This window comes from Pseudomonas grimontii (genome assembly GCF_007858185.1).
In the GTDB taxonomy this organism is placed as follows: domain Bacteria; phylum Pseudomonadota; class Gammaproteobacteria; order Pseudomonadales; family Pseudomonadaceae; genus Aquipseudomonas; species Aquipseudomonas grimontii.
This window is the reverse complement of the sequence record NZ_VFES01000004.1, coordinates 227,398-245,332: the sequence shown is the minus strand read 5'-3', so window position 1 is coordinate 245,332 and position 17,935 is coordinate 227,398. Positions and strand designations below refer to the sequence as shown.

Genomic DNA, 17,935 nt, shown 5'->3' with positions numbered 1-17,935 from the left:
ATGTCCAAATCCTTGTTAGTGATCAGCCGCCAGGCGCCATGGGCCGGGCCGAGCGCGCGCGAAGCGCTGGATATCGTGCTGGCCGGGGGCGCGTTTGATCTGCCGATCGGCGTGCTGTTCATGGATGACGGCGTGTTCCAACTGGCGCCGCACCAGGACGCCAAGGCCGTGCAGCAAAAGGACCTCGGCGCTAACCTGCAGGCATTGGGCCTGTTCGGCATCGATGACGTGTTCGCCTGCAGCCACAGCCTGGGTGAGCGCGGGCTGACACAGCCGGCCAATGCCCAGTCGCTGGACAGCGAGGCGATCTCCAGGCTGATTGACCGTTACGACCAGGTGATAACCCTCTGATGTCGACTTTACATGTGGTATCTCACTCTCCTTTTACCGATAGCCGCCTCGCCAGTTGCCTGCGTATCTGTGGCGCCGAGGATGCGATCCTGCTTTGCGGCGATGGCGCCTACGGGCTGCACAACCCAGCCCTGCACACCAAGGGCGTGAAGGTCTTTGTGTTGGCCGAAGACATGCTGGCGCGCAATCTGCCGCTGCCCGACTGGGCCGACAGCGTGGACTACCCGGGTTTCGTGCAGCTGTCGCTCGACTACAGCAAGGTCAACACCTGGCTATGAACACCCTGACCGTAGGCGCGCGCACCCTGGATCTGGACAAGGACGGTTACCTCGTCGACCTGAACGAATGGTCCCCTGAGGTGGCCAACGCCCTGGCCGCCGCCGAAGGCCTGGAATTGACCCCGGAGCATTGGCAGATCCTCGAATTGCTGCGCCAGTTCTATGCCGAATTCCAGCTGTCCCCCGCCACGCGCCCGCTGATCAAGTACACCGCCTTGAAATTGGGCCCGCAAAAGGGCAACAGCCTGCACCTCAACACACTGTTCAACGGCACTCCCGCCAAACTCGCCGCCAAGCTGGCGGGCCTGCCCCGGCCGACGAATTGCTTATGACCGACTTTGCCCCACTGACCCTTGAAACCCCTGCCGAGCATCCGTTTGCGCAGTTCGTGCGCATCCTGGGCAAAGGCAAGCGCGGCGCGCGCAACCTCACCCGCGACGAGGCCCGCGAAGCCATGGGCATGCTGCTCGACGAAAAAGTCGAAGACACCCAGCTCGGCGCCTTCCTGATGCTGCTGCGCCACAAGGAAGAAAGCCCGGAAGAACTCGCCGGTTTTACCGAAGCCGTGCGCGAACGCCTGAACGCCCCGGCACTGAATGTGGATGTCGACTGGCCGACCTACGCCGGCAAGAAACGCCACCTGCCCTGGTTCCTGCTGGCGGCCAAGTGCCTGGCGCAAAATGGCGTGCGCATCCTCATGCACGGCGGCGGCGCACACACGGCGGGCCGGCTGTACACCGAACAATTGCTGCAAACCCTGCAAATTCCGTTATGCCGCAACTGGCAGCAGGTCGGGACCGCGTTTGAACAAGGCAACCTGGCGTTTATCCCGCTGGGCGATTGGGCGCCGCAACTGCAACGCATGATCGACCTGCGCAACACCCTCGGCCTACGCTCGCCGATCCACTCCCTGGCGCGCCTGCTCAACCCGCTGAATGCGCGCTGCGGCCTGCAAAGCATTTTCCACCCCGGTTACCAGGGCGTGCACCGCGATGCCAGCGGCCTGCTCGGCGACCATGTGATTGTGGTGAAGGGCGACGGCGGCGAAGTCGAGATCAACCCCGACACGATCAGCCACCTCTACGGCACCACCGGTGGCGAAAGCTGGGATGAAGAATGGCCCGCCCTCTCCGACCAGCGCCACGTCAAGCCGGCAACCCTGGAGCCGGAGCACTTGAAGGCCGTGTGGCGCGGCGACGTAGAGGACAGCTACCCACAACTGGCGCTGATCGCCACCATGGCCCTGGCTCTGCGCGGCCTCGGTCACTCACGGGAACAGGCGTTCGAATTAGCCCGGCAATATTGGGACGCTCGGGACAAATCGATTTAATCGATCATTCACGCCCGGTCTTTGCGCTTTTAGTTCGAACTCATCCCTTTAGACTGGGCTCCAACGCTTATTAGCCAAGGAGCCAGTCATGGGTTTGCTGATCGAAGGACACTGGAAAGACCAGTGGTACGAAAGTAGCGCAGATGGCGCTTTCCAGCGGGAACAGGCACAGCGCCGCCACTGGGTGACCGCCGATGGCCAGCCTGGACCCAGCGGCGAAGGCGGCTTCAAGGCCGAGGCCGGTCGTTATCACCTCTACGTGTCCCTGGCCTGTCCATGGGCCCACCGCACCCTGATCCTGCGCAAGCTCAAGGGCCTGGAAAGCTTGATCGACGTGTCCGTGGTCAGCTGGCTGATGCTGGAAAACGGCTGGACCTTCGACAAGGCCCAAGGCTCCACCGGCGATAAGCTCGATGGTTTCGAATTCATGCACCAGCGCTATACCGCCGACACCGCCGACTACACCGGTCGCGTCACCGTGCCGGTGCTGTGGGACAAGAAGCTCAACCGCATCGTCAGCAATGAATCGGCGGAGATCATCCGCATGTTCAACAGCGCGTTCAACGGGCTGACCGGCAACACCCTGGACTTCTACCCCGAGGCACTGCGCCCGACCATCGATGCGCTGAACGAGCGGATCTACCCGGCCGTGAACAATGGCGTGTACCGCGCAGGCTTTGCCACCTCACAACACGCGTATGAAAGCGCGTTTGATGATGTGTTTGCCGAACTCGATCACCTGGAGCAGCACTTGGGCGACCATCGCTACCTGGCTGGCGAGTACCTGACCGAAGCGGATGTGCGGTTGTTTACCACGCTGATTCGTTTTGATGCGGTGTATTACAGCCACTTCAAATGCAATGTGCGGCGGATTGCCGATTACCCGAACCTGTCGAACTGGTTGAGGGAGATGCATCAGTGGCCGGGCGTGGCCGAGACGGTGGATTTCGAGCACATCAAGGGGCATTACTATGCGAGCCACCGCACGATCAACCCGACGGGGATTGTACCGAAGGGGCCGTTGCAGGCGTTTGATGCCGGGCATGATCGAGTGAAGCTAACCAGCAAAGGCGTTTGGAGCTGATACAAAACCCGTAGGAGCGAGCTTGCTCGCGAAGAACTCAAAAACACCGCGTGCATTCAGGGTGGGCGCGTTATCGTTGACGATTTTCGCGAGCAAGCTCGCTCCTACAATTGAAGTGTGTGTGCAGGTGCTCAGACTTGTGACTGGGCACCTTCAAACCACTTCAGCTTCTCGCGCAACACCACCACCTCACCGACGATCACCAGCGTCGGCGCATGCACTTCATGCTCCGCCACCATGCGCGGCAGGTCCGCCAGAGTGCCGGTAAACACGCGCTGGTTGGACGTGGTGCCCTGCTGGATCAACGCCGCCGGGGTATCCGCGGCGCGACCGTGCTTGATCAGTTGCTCACAGATGATCGGCAAGCCAATCAAGCCCATGTAGAACACCAAGGTCTGCGACGGCCCTACCAGGTCACTCCAAGGCAGGTCCGACGTCCCATTCTTCAAGTGCCCGGTGATAAAGCGTACCGACTGTGCATAGTCGCGATGGGTCAGCGGAATCCCGGCATAGGCCGCGCAACCACTGGCTGCGGTGATCCCCGGTACCACCTGGAACGGGATGCCATGGGCCGCCAGTTCTTCGATTTCTTCACCGCCACGGCCAAAGATGAACGGATCGCCACCCTTGAGACGCAGCACACGCTTGCCTTGCTTGGCCAGGTTCACCAGTTGCTGGTTGATCTGGTCTTGCGGCACGGCGTGGTCGGCGCGGCGTTTACCGACGTAGATGCGCTCGGCATCACGACGGCACAGCTCCAGAATCGCCGGAGCCACCAAGCGGTCGTACAGCACCACATCGGCTTGCTGCATCAGGCGCAGGGCCCGGAAGGTCAGCAGGTCCGGGTCACCCGGGCCGGCACCGACCAGATACACCTCGCCCGGCGCATAAGGTGGCGCGCCGTTGACCTTTTCGATCAACAGACGCTCGGCCTCATCGCCCTGCCCGGCCAGCTGACGGTCGGCAATCGGGCCCTGGAACACTTCTTCCCAGAACGCCCGACGCTGCTGCACGTCCGGATACAAACCTTTGACCTGCGCACGAAACCGCGCCGCCAGCCCGGCCAACTGGCCGTAGGTGGAGGGAATCCAGGTTTCCAGCTTGGCGCGGATCAAGCGCGCCAGCACCGGTGCATCACCGCCGCTGGACACCGCGATCACCAAAGGCGAACGGTCGACAATCGCCGGGAAGATCACGCTGCACAAGGCCGGCGCGTCCACCACGTTGACCGGTACGCAACGACGCTTGGCATCGCTGGACACTTGCGCGTTCAGTGGCTCGTCGTCGGTCGCCGCGATAATCAAGGTGCAGCCTTCAAGGTCGGCCTGCTGATAACCGCGCAAAATCAGTTCCCCGCCACTGCCCTGCACCAACTCACGCAACTGGTCTTCGATCTGGGGAGCAACCACCCGCAGCACTGCGCCGGCGTCAGCCAGCAGGCGGGATTTGCGCAAGGCAATCTCCCCCCCACCGACGACCAGCACACGACTGCCGCGCAGGTTATGAAACAGCGGCAGAAATTCCATTTAGCGGATGACCTCAACGCCCGCCATGTACGGCTTGAGTACTTCAGGTACACGGATCGAACCGTCAGCCTGCTGGTAATTTTCCAGCACCGCCACCAGGGTACGGCCTACAGCCAGGCCCGAACCGTTGAGGGTGTGCACCAGCTCCGGCTTGCCGGTTTCCGGGTTACGGAAACGCGCCTGCATGCGCCGGGCCTGGAAATCACCGCAGTTGGAGCACGACGAAATCTCGCGGTATTTGTCCTGGCTGGGTACCCACACCTCGAGGTCGTAGGTCTTCACGGCGCTGAAACCCATGTCGCCGGTGCACAGCGCCAGGACGCGGTACGGCAGCTCCAGCAACTGCAGGACGCGTTCGGCGTTGGCGGTCAGGCCTTCCAGGGCGTCCATGGAGGTCGACGGCTCAACCACTTGCACCATCTCGACCTTGTCGAACTGGTGCTGGCGGATCATCCCGCGGGTGTCACGACCCGACGCACCGGCTTCACTGCGGAAGCACGGGCTGTGGGCGACGAACTTGAGCGGCAGTTGCTTGGCGTCGAGGATCTCGCCGGCAACGATATTGGTCAGCGACACTTCGGCGGTCGGGATCAGGTACAGATCGGCTTCGCCATCGCGGCTGATCTTGAACAGGTCTTCCTCGAACTTCGGCAGCTGGCTGGTGCCCATCAGCGCCGGCGCCTGCACCAGGTACGGGGTGTAAGCCTCTTCGTAACCGTGTTCGCCGGTGTGCAGGTTGATCATGAACTGCGCCAGGGCACGGTGCATCCGCGCAATCGGGCCGCGCAGCAAGGCAAAACGCGCACCGGACATCTTGGCGGCGGTTTCGAAATCCAGGCCACCAGTCAATTCGCCCAGGGCGACGTGGTCCTTGATCTCGAAATCAAACGCCGTTGGCGTGCCCCAGCGGCGCACTTCGACGTTGCCGTCTTCGTCTTCGCCAATCGGCACGGACTCGTGCGGCAGGTTGGGGATGCCCAGCAGGATCGAATCCAGCTCGGATTGAATGCCTTCCAGCTCGACCTTGCCGTCGGACAGCTCGGTGCCCATGCGCTCGACGTCCGCCATCAACGGCGCAATGTCTTCGCCGCGTTGCTTGGCCTGACCGATGGATTTGGAACGCGCATTCCGCTCAGCCTGCAGTGCTTCGGTGCGGGTCTGGACGGTCTTGCGCTGTTCTTCCAGCGCTTCGATGCGCGCAACATCCAAGGCAAAGCCACGGGATGCCAGGCGGTCCGCTACGTCCTGAAGGTTGCTACGTAACAGTTTGGAATCGAGCATGTCGGTCTCTCGTTTATCAAAGTTTGGTCAAGGACAGGCCGGCCCAGGTGGCGAGCAGCCCGCCGAACACGCTGATGCCCAGGTACCCGAAGGCGACCAGGGCCTGCCCGCTTTCCAGCAGGCGCAGCGTATCCAGTGAAAAGGATGAAAAGGTCGTCAGACCGCCTACAAAGCCGACAATCAAGCCGGCGCGAATTTCAATCGGTACTTCCGGGCGCAACAGGAACCAGCCGTACAACAAGCCGATGATCAGGCAACCCACCAGGTTGACCGCCAGGGTCGCTGCATAAAAATGCTTCGGCCAATTGGCGCTCACCCACGTACCGGTGGCGAAACGCAATAATGTACCAGCGATGCCGGCTGCGGACACGGCAAGAATCGTCTTGAACACTACTTTCTCCGCTGTTTGGGGCTGAGGCGGTCGAGTTGGGCGAGGTGATTGAGCTTTTCACCGATCTTCAGCTCCAGGCCACGAGGCACCGGCTGATAGAACGGCTGCGGCTCAAGCTCGTCGGGGAAATAGTCTTCGCCGGCGGCATAGGCGTCCGGCTCATCATGGGCATAGCGGTATTCATCACCGTAGCCCAGTTGTTTCATCAACTTGGTCGGCGCATTACGCAGGTGCAGCGGCACTTCGAGGGAGCCGTGTTCGGCGGCCGCACGCAGGGCGGACTTGAAGCCCATGTACACCGCGTTGCTTTTCGGCGCGCAGGCCAGGTACGTGATGGCCTGGGCCACCGCCAGCTCGCCTTCCGGGCTGCCGAGGCGCTCCTGCACCTCCCAGGCGGCCAGGCACAGGCTCAGGGCGCGTGGGTCGGCGTTACCGATGTCTTCGCTGGCCATGCGCACCACGCGACGGGCGAGGTACAGCGGGTCGCAGCCGCCGTCGATCATGCGCGCAAACCAATACAGCGCGCCGTCCGGGTTGGAGCCGCGCACGGATTTGTGCAGCGCCGAAATCTGGTCGTAGAAGGCTTCGCCGCCCTTGTCGAAACGCCGACGCGTATCGCCGAGCAGGCTTTGCAGCAGCTCGACGCCAATCTCGCTGCCGTCTTCGGCCAGGTCGGAGGCGTTCTCCAGCAGGTTGAGAAAGCGGCGACCGTCGCCGTCTGCGGCGGTGAGCAGGATCTTGAAGCCTTCGTCGCTGAGACTCAGCTGGCGCTTGCCCAGGCCCTTGTCTTCGCTCAAGGCGCGGTGCAACAGCTTTTGCATCGCGGCTTCGTCCAGGCTTTTAAGCACGTAGACCCGCGCACGCGAGAGCAAGGCGTTATTCAATTCGAAGGAAGGGTTCTCGGTGGTAGCACCGATAAAAATCAGCGTGCCGTCCTCGACATACGGCAAAAACGCATCCTGCTGCGACTTATTGAAGCGATGCACTTCATCGACAAACAGGATGGTGCGCTTGCCGTACTGCCCAGCCTGCTGCTTGGCCACCTCGACAGCCTGGCGGATCTCCTTGACCCCGGCCAGTACGGCCGAGACCGTTTCGAAGTGCGCATCCGAGACTTTTGCCAGCAGCCGCGCCAGGGTGGTCTTACCCACGCCCGGCGGCCCCCAGAAAATCATCGAGTGCAGTGCACCCTGCTCCAGGGCTTCGCGCAAAGGCTTGCCGCGAGCGAGCAGGTGTTCCTGACCGACGTACTCATCCAGGTTGGTCGAGCGCAAGCGCGCGGCCAAAGGCTGGGCAATCGGGTCACTTCGAAACAGATCCATGGGCAGCGTTTGAAACCTCTGGGCAGTTTATTCCTGGATCACGTCGGCACCCTTGGGGATGTCGAACTTGAACTTGGACGCCGGTACCGGCTGGTTGGCCTTGACCCCGGAGAACAGAATATCGGTGCGCTGGCCGACGCTGTCTACCAGGCGCATGTTATTGATCACGCCGTTGCCGAACGACAGGGACAACGTGTCAAACAGCGTGTCCTTGGATTTCGGCTTGAGGGTGAACTCGATCACGTTGCTGGTCTGCTTGGAGGTGATGTCGAAGCTGTCGTTGATTTTCGACACGTCGCCCGACAGCAGCAGCGCCGGAGTCTGGTTCAGGCGCGGGTCGAGCTTCTTGATGGTCGCCTGCTCCAGGTCCGGGTCCCACAGCGTGACTTTCTGGCCGTCCGAGACGATGGTCTGCTCGGCCTTGCCTTCCGTGTGCCAGTAGAACAGCCCTGGGCGCTGCACGGCCATCTCGCCAGCGGTTTCCTGCAACTGGGTGCCGCCGGCATCCAGCGTGAGCTGGGAAAAGCGCGCGGTCAGGGTTTGGGATTTGTCCAACAGGTTCTTCAGGCTGGCAACGGAGGCCGGGTCAGCGTGGGCCGAAACAGCGGTCAGGGCCAGTGCCGGCAACAACAGCATGCGGATAAGACGCATGGGAGTCCTCATTGAGTCGTAAGGGCGTGCCGCGTGCAGCCACGCGGCACGGAATCAGTCGCGCGCCTGCCCAGGAGCAAGGACTTCACGCGAGCCGTTGGTGTTCATTGCAGTGACGACGCCAGCGTTTTCCATGGCTTCGATCATACGAGCGGCACGGTTGTAGCCGATCTTCAGCTTGCGCTGCACCGCAGAAATCGAGGCGCGGCGGCTTTCCAGCACGAACGCCACGGCTTCGTCATACAGCGCGTCGGTTTCGGCATCGTCGTCGCCACCGCTGCTGCCGCCGTCGAAGCCGCTGCCGGCCTCTTCAACGCCCGCGAGGATGTCGTCGTTGTATTCGGGCGCGCCACGCAGCTTCCAGGCTTCCACCACGCGGTGCACTTCATCGTCGGACACGAAGGCGCCGTGAACCCGGATCGGCAGGCTGGTGCCGGGCGGCATATAGAGCATGTCGCCGTGGCCCAGCAGTTGCTCGGCGCCGCCCTGGTCGATGATGGTCCGTGAGTCGATCTTGCTCGACACCTGGAACGCCATGCGGGTCGGGATGTTGGCCTTGATCAGGCCGGTGATCACGTCCACCGACGGACGCTGGGTGGCGAGGATCAAGTGAATACCAGCCGCCCGCGCCTTCTGGGCGATACGCGCGATCAGCTCTTCGACCTTCTTGCCGACGATCATCATCATGTCGGCAAACTCATCGACCACCACCACGATGGTTGGCAGCTTGCTCAACAGCGGTGCTTCGTCGTGGATACTTTCGCGCTTGTACAGCGGGTCGGTCAGCGGCGTGCCGGCGTCCTGGGCTTCCTTGACCTTGGCGTTGAAGCCCGACAGGTTACGCACGCCCATCTTCGCCATCAGCTTGTAGCGGCGCTCCATCTCGGCAACACTCCAGCGCAGGGCGTTGGCGGCGTCCTTCATGTCGGTGACCACCGGGCACAGCAGGTGCGGAATGCCTTCGTAGATCGACAGCTCGAGCATCTTCGGGTCGATCATGATCAGCTTGGCGTCTTCCGGGCCGGACTTGAACAGGATCGACAGGATCATCGCGTTCACGCCCACCGACTTACCCGAACCGGTGGTACCGGCCACGAGCAGGTGAGGCATTTTTGCGAGGTCGGTGATCACCGGCTTGCCGCCGATGTCGTGGCCCAGGGCCAGGGTGACCGGCGACTTGAAGTTGTCGTACTCAGGGGTCGACAGTACTTCGGAGAAGCGCACGATCTGGCGGTCTTCGTTGGGAATCTCGATACCCACGGTGGTCTTGCCGGGGATCACTTCCACCACGCGCACGCTGGTCACGGCCAGGGAGCGCGCCAGGTCCTTGGCCAGGTTGGAAATGCGGCTGACCTTGACGCCGGCAGCCGGCTGGATTTCGTAACGGGTAATCACCGGGCCGGGGTGGATGGAGTCTACCGACACTTCGACGCCGAACTCCTTGAGTTTGATTTCCAGCAAATGGCCGACGGCCGCCAGGGACTCAGGGGAATAGTTGAGTTGTTTCTTTTCGGCCGGGTCGAGGATCGAGATCGGCGGCAAGGTGCCCTCCACGGCGCTGTCGACAAACAACGGCGCCTGTTTCTCTTTCTGCACGCGGTGGCTTGGCTCGGCGGCCTTGGGTGGCGCCGGGGCGATCACCGGCGGCACCTGCTTCTCGCGGTCCGACATGTGCTTGCTCAGGGCCTGCTCGCGTTCGATCAGGCGCTCCTTGACCTTGGCCTGCTCGCGGCGGTCCGGCGTGCTTGGGGCCACCACTTCGTTGACGCGGGTGTCCACCTCCCGCAGCTGGGCCACCATGCGCTTGCGATCAACCCGGGCGGCCCACCAGCGGTTGGCTGCGCCCTGAAACAGCTCCAGCAGGTCGAGGGTGATCTTGCCGGTCACGTCCATCACCTTGAACCACGAGAGGTCGGTGAACACGGTGAGGCCGAACAGGAACAGCGCGATAAACATCAGAGTGCTGCCCTGGATATTCAGGGTCTTGCGCGCCAGGTCGCCGAGGCTCTCGCCCAGCGCCCCACCCGCGCCCGCCGGCAGGCCGGTGGGGGCATGGAAATGAATATGCGCGAGGGCGGCGCCGGACAACACCAGGAATACCAGGCCGATCAGACGCCACGAAAACAGCCAGCCGCTCCACTGCCACGGCTCATGACGCTGGCGGAAGATCTGCCAGGTCTTGATCGCCAGCAGCAAGGGGAAAATGTAAGCGAAGTAACCCAGCACCATGAACAGAATATCGGCGCTGTAGGAACCGGCAGGCCCACCGAAGTTCTGCACGTCTTCGATCTTGCTGTTGTGGCTCCAGCCCGGATCGTCCTTGCCATAGGTAAGCAAGGCCATCATCAGGAACAGGCACAGCGCGCCGATAGCGATCAGCGCGCCTTCCTTGAGTCGATAATGCAGGTGCTGGCGCCAGGCCGGCACGACTGCTGCTTTAGGTGTTGCGGCGGATTTCTTCAAAACGGGTCTTTTCCTGCGCCTGTTAGCGCGTCCATCTGTTGAATAACTGCAAATACTGCCCAATCCGAGCAGCTGAAAAATGAACGAACGTCGTGGAATCTACTTTTAACACTGGGCGATTGCTGGATGAAATGGCGATAACGCCACAATGGCCGCATTGTACGGGTTTGTGTTCCTGTTGCCACGCCACTTGGCTTTCTTCAAGCAGGATAGCCAATTGTGTGTCACAACATGTTCAATTTGAGCATGCATTGTCTTTGCTGACAAAGGCTTATGAGCTGTTTTTACCAATCCAGGCAAGCTTGGCAAATGGCCTGCATCGGCCAGACCCGATTACGACCACGCCTCACGCAGAGAGTTGCAGAAACACCCGCTCACGCTAATGCGCGCCAATGGCCGATTCGGGCTGGCCCCACAGCGCTGCGTCGACAATAATCACACCCTTGGCGCAGGCGAGTTGCCTGCCACTCCCCTCCCCTTCCGTAAGCCTGGATGCCATGCTGACCTGGTTACAACGCGACTCACTGACATTCCCCCCGCTGGCCAAGGCCATGCGCGAACCCAATGGCCTGCTCGCCGCCGGTGGCGACCTGTCGGCCGAGCGACTGGTGCAAGCCTATCGCCATGGTTGCTTTCCCTGGTTCTCGGACGGCCAGCCGATCCTCTGGTGGTCGCCCGACCCGCGCACTGTGATATTCCCCGACGAACTGCATATCTCCCGCAGCCTGGGCAAACTATTGCGCCAGCAGCGCTATACCGTGACCTTCGACCAGGACTTTGCCGCCGTCATCCAGGCGTGCGCCGCGCCGCGCACGTATGCCGATGGCACCTGGATCACCAAGGGCATACAGAGCGCCTACCTGACGCTGCACCAGCGCGGTTACGCCCATTCGGTAGAGGTATGGGACGACGGCGAGCTGGTGGGCGGCCTGTACGGCCTGGCGATGGGACAGTTGTTCTTCGGCGAGTCCATGTTCAGCCGCGCCGACAACGCCTCGAAATTCGGCTTTGCCACATTGACCCGGCAATTGCAGGCATGGGGCTTTGTACTGATCGACTGCCAGATGCCCAACGATCACCTGCACAGCCTGGGCGCCCGTGCCATATCCCGCAGCGACTTCGCAGGTTTCCTGCGTGACCATCTGGACCAACCCAACGCAGGACCGTGGGTTTCTTAGGCGACTTGCGCGCTCCTGGCTTACACTTATTTCAAAGCTTATCCGAGGGTTGATCATGACCGAGTTGGCGCGTTTGAAGTTCTATGCCACTCAACCCCACTCTTGCAGCTATCTGCCCGACGAGCAGGCCACCACACTGTTCCTCGACCCCAGCCAGCCAATGGATGTGCACGTGTATGCCGATCTCTCGGAAATGGGTTTCCGGCGCAGCGGCGATCATCTGTACCGGCCTCACTGCCAGAACTGCAATGCCTGCGTGCCGGCACGCATTCCCGTGGCGCAGTTTCTCCCGGACCGCAATCAGAAGCGCATTCTCAAGCGCAACGCCGACCTGACGGTGACGGCGGCAAAACCACGATTCACCGAAGAGTACTTCGACCTGTACCAGCGCTATATCGAGCAACGCCACGCCGACGGCGATATGTTCCCACCCAGCCGCGACCAGTTTTCCACTTTCCTGGTGCGCGACCTGCCGTTCTCGCGCTTCTACGAATTCCGCGCGGACGGCCGCCTGGTGGCCGTCGCCGTGACCGATTTGCTGCCTAACGGCCTGTCAGCGGTCTACACCTTCTACGAGCCGGCCGAAGAGCGCCGCAGCCTCGGGCGCTTCGCGATCCTCTGGCAAATCGGTGAGGCGCTGCGCCTGGAACTGGAGGCGGTGTACCTCGGATACTGGATCAAGAACTGCAAAAAGATGAACTACAAGACCCAATATCGCCCCATAGAACTGCTAATTAATCAAAGATGGGTCACGCTTAACTAGAACCCCTTGGCTTAAACACCCTTTTTCGGGCACAATGCACGCCGCTTTTGCCTGGCGCAGTTGCACCGGGCCATTCACTGGATACCGAGGGCTTTACTGCATGTCGAAAGAAGACAGCTTCGAAATGGAAGGCACTGTCGTCGACACCCTGCCCAACACCATGTTTCGTGTGGAGTTGGAAAATGGGCACGTCGTAACCGCGCATATCTCCGGCAAGATGCGCAAGAACTACATTCGTATTCTTACCGGTGACAAAGTGCGCGTCGAGCTGACGCCCTATGACTTGAGCAAAGGGCGCATCACTTACCGCGCTCGCTAAGCAAGTCAATACAAAACGCCCGGTTATGCCGGGCGTTTTTGTGTGCATGGGATTTCTCCAACACCGAGGGATCCTGTGGGAGGGGGCTTGCCCCTTCCACATTGGATATCCATTGTCCTAAGAATTGCATTTCAGACAGCAAAAAGGCGCCTTTCGGCGCCTTTTGCGTTATTGCAGAACGATCAGGCCATTTCAGCCGTGGTTTCGAACTCGAAGGTCAGCTCGCCATCCTTCAGGTCGATGTGCACCACGCCACCATGGTCGGAAAGCTCGCCAAACAGGATCTCTTCGGCCAACGGCCGCTTGATCTTGTCCTGGATCAGACGCGCCATCGGACGAGCGCCCATTGCCGCATCGTAGCCACCTTCGGCGATCCAGCTGCGCGCCGCCTCCGTGACATCCAGCTGCACGCGCTTGTCTTCCAACTGCGCCTGGAGCTCGGTGAGGAACTTGTCCACCACGCTCTTGATAACCTCATGGCTGAGGCGACCAAACTGGATAATGGTGTCCAGGCGGTTGCGGAACTCCGGCGTGAAGCTCTTCTTGATCACTTCCATCGCATCAGACGAGTGGTCCTGATGGGTAAAGCCGATCGAAGCCCGCGCAGCCGTCTCGGCACCGGCGTTGGTGGTCATGATCACGATGACATTGCGGAAGTCCGCCTTGCGCCCGTTGTTGTCGGTCAGGGTCCCGTGGTCCATCACCTGCAGCAGCAGGTTGAAGACTTCCGGGTGGGCCTTCTCGATTTCATCGAGCAGCAGTACGCAATGCGGCTGCTTGGTGATCGCTTCGGTCAACAGACCGCCCTGATCGAAACCGACATAGCCCGGAGGCGCACCGATCAGGCGCGACACGGTGTGACGCTCCATGTATTCGGACATGTCGAAGCGCACCAGCTCGATCCCCATGGCCTTGGCCAATTGCCGTGCCGCCTCGGTCTTGCCGACACCGGTAGGACCGGCGAACAGGAACGAGCCGACAGGCTTGTCCGGCGACTTGAGGCCCGCACGCGACAGTTTGATCGCGGTGGACAGCGCGTCGATCGCGGCATCCTGGCCGAACACGGTGAGCTTGAGGTCGCGTTCCAGGTTACGCAGCAGCTCCTTGTCGGAACTGTTGACGTGTTTTGGCGGAATCCGCGCGATCTTCGCGACAATGTCCTCGACCTGAGGCACGTCGATGCGCTTCACACGCTTCTCGACCGGCTGCAGGCGCTGGTAGGCCCCCGCCTCGTCGATCACGTCGATGGCCTTGTCCGGCATGTGCCGGTCATTGATGTAGCGCGATGCCAGCTCAGCAGCCGCACGCAGCGCCTCATCGGTGTACTCAATGCCGTGGTGCGCTTCAAACCGCCCCTTGAGCCCGCGCAGAATGCCGATGGTGTCTTCAACTGACGGCTCGGACACGTCGACTTTCTGGAAGCGACGCGCCAGGGCACGGTCTTTTTCGAAGATGCCGCGGAATTCCTGGAAAGTGGTCGAACCGATGCAGCGGATATCACCCGACGACAGCAGCGGCTTGAGCAGGTTGGAGGCGTCCATCACCCCACCGGATGCCGCACCGGCACCAATGATGGTATGGATTTCGTCGATGAACAGGATCGCCTGCGGGCGTTTTTTCAGCTCGCCGAGCAGCGCCTTGAAGCGCTTCTCGAAATCGCCACGGTACTTGGTCCCGGCGAGCAACGCGCCCAGGTCAAGGGAGTAGACGACACTGTTGGCCAGCAGGTCCGGCACCTGGTTGTCGACGATGCGCTTGGCCAGGCCTTCGGCAATCGCGGTCTTGCCCACGCCCGCCTCACCCACCAGCAACGGATTGTTCTTGCGACGACGCGCGAGGATCTGCGCTACACGCTCGACCTCCAGCTCACGCCCCACCAACGGATCGATCCGCCCCTGGCGCGCCAGTTCGTTGAGGTTGCTGGCATAGGCATCCAGCGGGTTGCTTGAAGAAGAAGACTCACCGCCCTCGTCGTCCTGCATATCCTGCTCACCCTCGGAATGATCGCCGTGCCCAGGCACCTTGGAGATACCATGGGCGATGTAGTTGACGACATCAATACGGGCAACGCTCTGCTGCTTGAGCAGGAACACTGCCTGGCTTTCCTGTTCGCTGAAAATCGCCACAAGCACATTGGCGCCTGTGACTTCACGCTTACCGGAGCTCTGTACGTGGAAAACAGCACGCTGCAATACCCGCTGAAAGCCCAGGGTTGGCTGGGTCTCGCGGTCCTCGTCATGCACGGGGATCAGTGGCGTGGTGGAGTCGATAAACTCCTGCAGGTCATGCTTGAGCTTGTCGAGATTGGCGCCGCACGCACGCAAAACCGTGGCGGCAGCTTCATTATCCAAAAGTGCCAGCAGCAGGTGTTCGACGGTCATGAATTCATGACGCTTCGAACGAGCCTCCTTGAAGGCAAGATTGAGGGTGACTTCGAGCTCGCGGTTTAACATAGCTTCACCTCATACCCAAGTGGTCGGCGTTAACCGTCCTTCTCGATTTCACAGAGTAGCGGATGCTGGCTTTCCCTGGCGTACTGGTTGACCTGCATGGCCTTTGTCTCGGCGATGTCACGGGTAAACACTCCACATACTGCCCGTCCTTCTGTGTGAACGGCCAGCATTACCTTGGTCGCCAACTCGCGGTTCAGGTTAAAAAACACCTCGAGCACTTCGACCACGAAATCCATCGGTGTGTAGTCATCGTTGAACAAAACCACCTTGTACATCGGCGGCGCCTGTAAAGCAGGCTTGGCCTCCTGAACAGCAATGCCTGCAGAACCGTCGTCATCGTGTTCGTGATCCGGTCGATCCTGATTGAATGTTAGTCGAATCTGGCTGATTGCATGCATGGAAAGAAAGGTTCGTCAGTGGTTCAAATACAGTGGTGGGGGCGACCTGTCAGAATTTCAACTCCTGACCACCCGGTCGCCTTGACTATCGGCAAATCGGTGTTACAACCAATAGAACCCACAGTGGGTAAAAAAGGTCCGCGCAGTCAACCTTATTTATTCGGGTTAGGACGGATAAACTGGATGATACTCCAGTGATGGAGTCTGGTGCAGAGGGAAATGGGTATGTCTGGCGTCAAGATCAGCGGCAAGGTCAAGTGGTTCAACAATACCAAGGGATATGGCTTTGTTCTTCAAGAAGGTAAAAGCGAGGACCTTTTTGCTCATTATTCAGCGATCACCATGGACGGGTACAAAACGCTGAAAGCGGGCCAAGCGGTAACCTTTGAAATCATTCAAGGACCCAAAGGGCTGCATGCAGTGAACATTGATGTAGTGAAAACTGAAACATTGGAAAACACCGCACCACTGCCCACTCATAAGAAGAAGCAATTGGCCTGATCGGCCACAGGGTGTGTAGCTTGCGATAAAAAAAACGGCCACCCCAATCAAGTTGAGGTGGCCGTTTTTATTTGCTCTCTTTTACATATGCGAAATCAGCGCATCACCAAAGCCCGACGACGACACCAGCTTCGCGCCATCCATCAGGCGCTCGAAGTCGTAGGTCACGGTCTTGGCCGAGATAGCGCCGTTGGTACCCTTGATGATCAGGTCTGCCGCCTCGGTCCAACCCATATGACGCAGCATCATTTCCGCCGACAGGATCAATGAGCCCGGGTTGACCTGGTCCTTGCCCGCATATTTGGGCGCAGTACCGTGGGTCGCCTCGAACATGGCCACGGTGTCGGACAGGTTGGCACCCGGCGCAATCCCGATACCGCCCACTTCCGCCGCCAGGGCGTCGGACAGGTAGTCGCCGTTCAGGTTAAGGGTCGCGATCACGTCATACTCAGCCGGACGCAGCAGGATCTGCTGGAGCATGGCATCGGCGATGGCGTCCTTGACCACTACATTCTTGCCTGTCTTCGGGTTCTTGAACTGCATCCACGGACCGCCATCCAGCAGGGTCGCACCGAACTCTTCGGCCGCCACTTCGTAAGCCCATTCCTTGAAGGCCCCTTCAGTGAACTTCATGATGTTGCCTTTGTGCACGATGGTCAGCGAATCGCGATCATTATCCACTACATATTGCAGGGCCTTGCGCGCCAGGCGCTTGGTGCCTTCCAGCGATACCGGCTTGATACCAATGCCGCAATCCTGGTCGAAACGAATCTTGGTGACGCCCATTTCCTCCTTGAGGAACTTGATGATCTTTGTCGCTTCCGGCGAGCCGGCCTTCCATTCGATCCCGGCGTAAATATCTTCGGAGTTTTCGCGGAAGATGGTCATGTCCACGTCGCCTGGTTTCTTGACCGGGCTGGGCACGCCTTCGAACCAGCGCACCGGGCGCAGGCACACGTACAGGTCGAGTTGCTGACGCAGGGCCACGTTCAACGAACGAATGCCACCGCCGACCGGGGTAGTCAGCGGGCCCTTGATGGACACCACGTAATCCTTGACCGCATCCAGGGTTTCCTGGGGCAGCCAGGTGTCCTGGTCGTAGACTTGGGTCGCCTTCTCGCCGGCGTACACCTCCATCCACGAGATTTTACGCTTGCCGCCGTAGGCCTTTTCAACAGCTGCGTCGACCACCTTGATCATCACCGGGCTGATGTCGACGCCAATACCGTCACCTTCGATATAAGGGATGATCGGTTGGTCAGGAACATTGAGAGAATGGTCTGCATTGACGGTGATTTTGTCGCCGACTGCCGGAACCTGAATCTTCTTGTATCCCATGCTGAACTCCATCTATGGATTGAACATCTGGCTGCGTTCGAGCCTACTCCAGATAAATGGCGACTGAAACCTCGCGCCATGCTCATTTGCTTCGAAAACAGCATAAATTGTCGCCTACAAGCCTGAAAGCAAAGGGAAAAGCGCCAATCTTGAGCACATCGTGCGACTTTAGGCGTAACCCGGTACCTGCGACCTTTAGACCAATGGACGACACACCTTTTGTATGAAGGCTCGGCGTAAGCATAGCGACCTATGTATAATGCCGCCGCTGACCAAAGAGTCACGATGGCAGACCGCTCTGGAACAGG

General features: G+C 60.3%; 18 protein-coding genes. 9 read left to right on the top strand and 9 right to left on the bottom strand.

Translation table 11 applies throughout. The features are described from left to right. From tusC to FIV39_RS09510, 5 genes are all read left to right on the top strand, one after another. A complete protein-coding gene (tusC, locus tag FIV39_RS09530; RefSeq protein ID WP_090402852.1) occupies nucleotides 1-351 on the top strand; it encodes a sulfurtransferase complex subunit TusC in 351 nt (116 codons plus the stop codon). Then, nucleotides 351-629, top strand: a complete 279-nt coding sequence (tusB, locus tag FIV39_RS09525; protein WP_090402850.1) for a sulfurtransferase complex subunit TusB — start codon at nucleotides 351-353, stop codon at nucleotides 627-629. The genes tusC and tusB overlap by 1 nt, the downstream gene beginning before the upstream one ends. Then, nucleotides 626-961 carry a TusE/DsrC/DsvC family sulfur relay protein gene (locus tag FIV39_RS09520; protein WP_090402848.1) on the top strand — a complete coding sequence of 112 codons (336 nt, stop codon included), beginning with the start codon at nucleotides 626-628 and terminating at the stop codon, nucleotides 959-961. Before tusB ends, FIV39_RS09520 begins: the two co-directional genes overlap by 4 nt. After that, nucleotides 958-1,959: a glycosyl transferase family protein gene (locus FIV39_RS09515; RefSeq protein ID WP_090402846.1), complete on the top strand. Its 1,002-nt coding sequence runs from the start codon at nucleotides 958-960 to the stop codon at nucleotides 1,957-1,959. Before FIV39_RS09520 ends, FIV39_RS09515 begins: the two co-directional genes overlap by 4 nt. Nucleotides 1,960-2,047: 88 nt before the next feature. Then, complete coding sequence (locus FIV39_RS09510; protein ID WP_090402843.1) at nucleotides 2,048-3,043, top strand: glutathione S-transferase family protein; 996 nt, start codon at nucleotides 2,048-2,050, stop codon at nucleotides 3,041-3,043. 131 nt (nucleotides 3,044-3,174) lie between these two features. Here the strand turns inward: FIV39_RS09510 and cysG are convergent, their stop codons facing one another. Genes cysG through FIV39_RS09480 form a run of 6 tightly spaced genes read right to left on the bottom strand, consistent with a single transcriptional unit; the run spans nucleotide 3,175 to nucleotide 10,677 of the window. Then, nucleotides 3,175-4,569, bottom strand: a complete 1,395-nt coding sequence (gene cysG, locus FIV39_RS09505) for a siroheme synthase CysG (RefSeq protein ID WP_090402841.1) — start codon at nucleotides 4,567-4,569, stop codon at nucleotides 3,175-3,177. Next, nucleotides 4,570-5,850: a serine--tRNA ligase gene (gene serS, locus FIV39_RS09500; protein ID WP_065927075.1), complete on the bottom strand. Its 1,281-nt coding sequence runs from the start codon at nucleotides 5,848-5,850 to the stop codon at nucleotides 4,570-4,572. It lies immediately after the preceding gene. A gap of 16 nt (nucleotides 5,851-5,866) precedes the next feature. After that, entirely contained in the window at nucleotides 5,867-6,241 is a 375-nt protein-coding gene (gene crcB, locus FIV39_RS09495) for a fluoride efflux transporter CrcB (protein WP_027606345.1), read from the bottom strand. Continuing rightward, nucleotides 6,241-7,563: a replication-associated recombination protein A gene (locus FIV39_RS09490; RefSeq protein ID WP_090402839.1), complete on the bottom strand. Its 1,323-nt coding sequence runs from the start codon at nucleotides 7,561-7,563 to the stop codon at nucleotides 6,241-6,243. The genes crcB and FIV39_RS09490 overlap by 1 nt, the downstream gene beginning before the upstream one ends. A 27-nt stretch (nucleotides 7,564-7,590) precedes the next feature. Then, on the bottom strand, nucleotides 7,591-8,214 hold the full coding sequence (gene lolA / locus FIV39_RS09485) for an outer membrane lipoprotein chaperone LolA (protein ID WP_016975527.1): 624 nt from the start codon (nucleotides 8,212-8,214) through the stop codon (nucleotides 7,591-7,593). Nucleotides 8,215-8,268: 54 nt separating this feature from the next. Then, a complete protein-coding gene (locus FIV39_RS09480) occupies nucleotides 8,269-10,677 on the bottom strand; it encodes a DNA translocase FtsK (RefSeq protein ID WP_090402837.1) in 2,409 nt (802 codons plus the stop codon). A 497-nt stretch (nucleotides 10,678-11,174) separates the two neighbouring features. On the opposite strand from FIV39_RS09480, the gene aat reads away from it, so the two are divergent. The 3 genes from aat (at nucleotide 11,175) to infA (ending at nucleotide 12,937) form a co-directional block, all read left to right on the top strand. After that, a complete protein-coding gene (gene aat, locus FIV39_RS09475) occupies nucleotides 11,175-11,855 on the top strand; it encodes a leucyl/phenylalanyl-tRNA--protein transferase (RefSeq protein ID WP_090402834.1) in 681 nt (226 codons plus the stop codon). A gap of 55 nt (nucleotides 11,856-11,910) precedes the next feature. Next, on the top strand, nucleotides 11,911-12,618 hold the full coding sequence (locus FIV39_RS09470) for an arginyltransferase (RefSeq protein WP_053128509.1): 708 nt from the start codon (nucleotides 11,911-11,913) through the stop codon (nucleotides 12,616-12,618). A gap of 100 nt (nucleotides 12,619-12,718) precedes the next feature. Continuing rightward, a complete protein-coding gene (gene infA, locus FIV39_RS09465) occupies nucleotides 12,719-12,937 on the top strand; it encodes a translation initiation factor IF-1 (protein ID WP_002553999.1) in 219 nt (72 codons plus the stop codon). 182 nt (nucleotides 12,938-13,119) lie between these two features. Here infA and clpA read toward each other — a convergent pair whose 3' ends face one another. Together clpA and clpS are read right to left on the bottom strand one after the other, a co-directional pair. After that, on the bottom strand, nucleotides 13,120-15,390 hold the full coding sequence (clpA, locus tag FIV39_RS09460; protein WP_053128508.1) for an ATP-dependent Clp protease ATP-binding subunit ClpA: 2,271 nt from the start codon (nucleotides 15,388-15,390) through the stop codon (nucleotides 13,120-13,122). 29 nt (nucleotides 15,391-15,419) lie between these two features. Beyond that, nucleotides 15,420-15,788, bottom strand: coding sequence for an ATP-dependent Clp protease adapter ClpS (clpS, locus tag FIV39_RS09455; RefSeq protein WP_010567912.1), 369 nt, complete (start codon nucleotides 15,786-15,788; stop codon nucleotides 15,420-15,422). A gap of 225 nt (nucleotides 15,789-16,013) precedes the next feature. Between clpS and cspD the strand changes: the two genes are divergently transcribed. Continuing rightward, nucleotides 16,014-16,289: a cold shock domain-containing protein CspD gene (gene cspD, locus FIV39_RS09450; protein WP_090409906.1), complete on the top strand. Its 276-nt coding sequence runs from the start codon at nucleotides 16,014-16,016 to the stop codon at nucleotides 16,287-16,289. Nucleotides 16,290-16,370: 81 nt separating this feature from the next. Here the strand turns inward: cspD and icd are convergent, their stop codons facing one another. Then, nucleotides 16,371-17,627, bottom strand: a complete 1,257-nt coding sequence (gene icd, locus FIV39_RS09445) for an NADP-dependent isocitrate dehydrogenase (protein ID WP_090402832.1) — start codon at nucleotides 17,625-17,627, stop codon at nucleotides 16,371-16,373. Nucleotides 17,628-17,935: the final 308 nt, after the last annotated feature.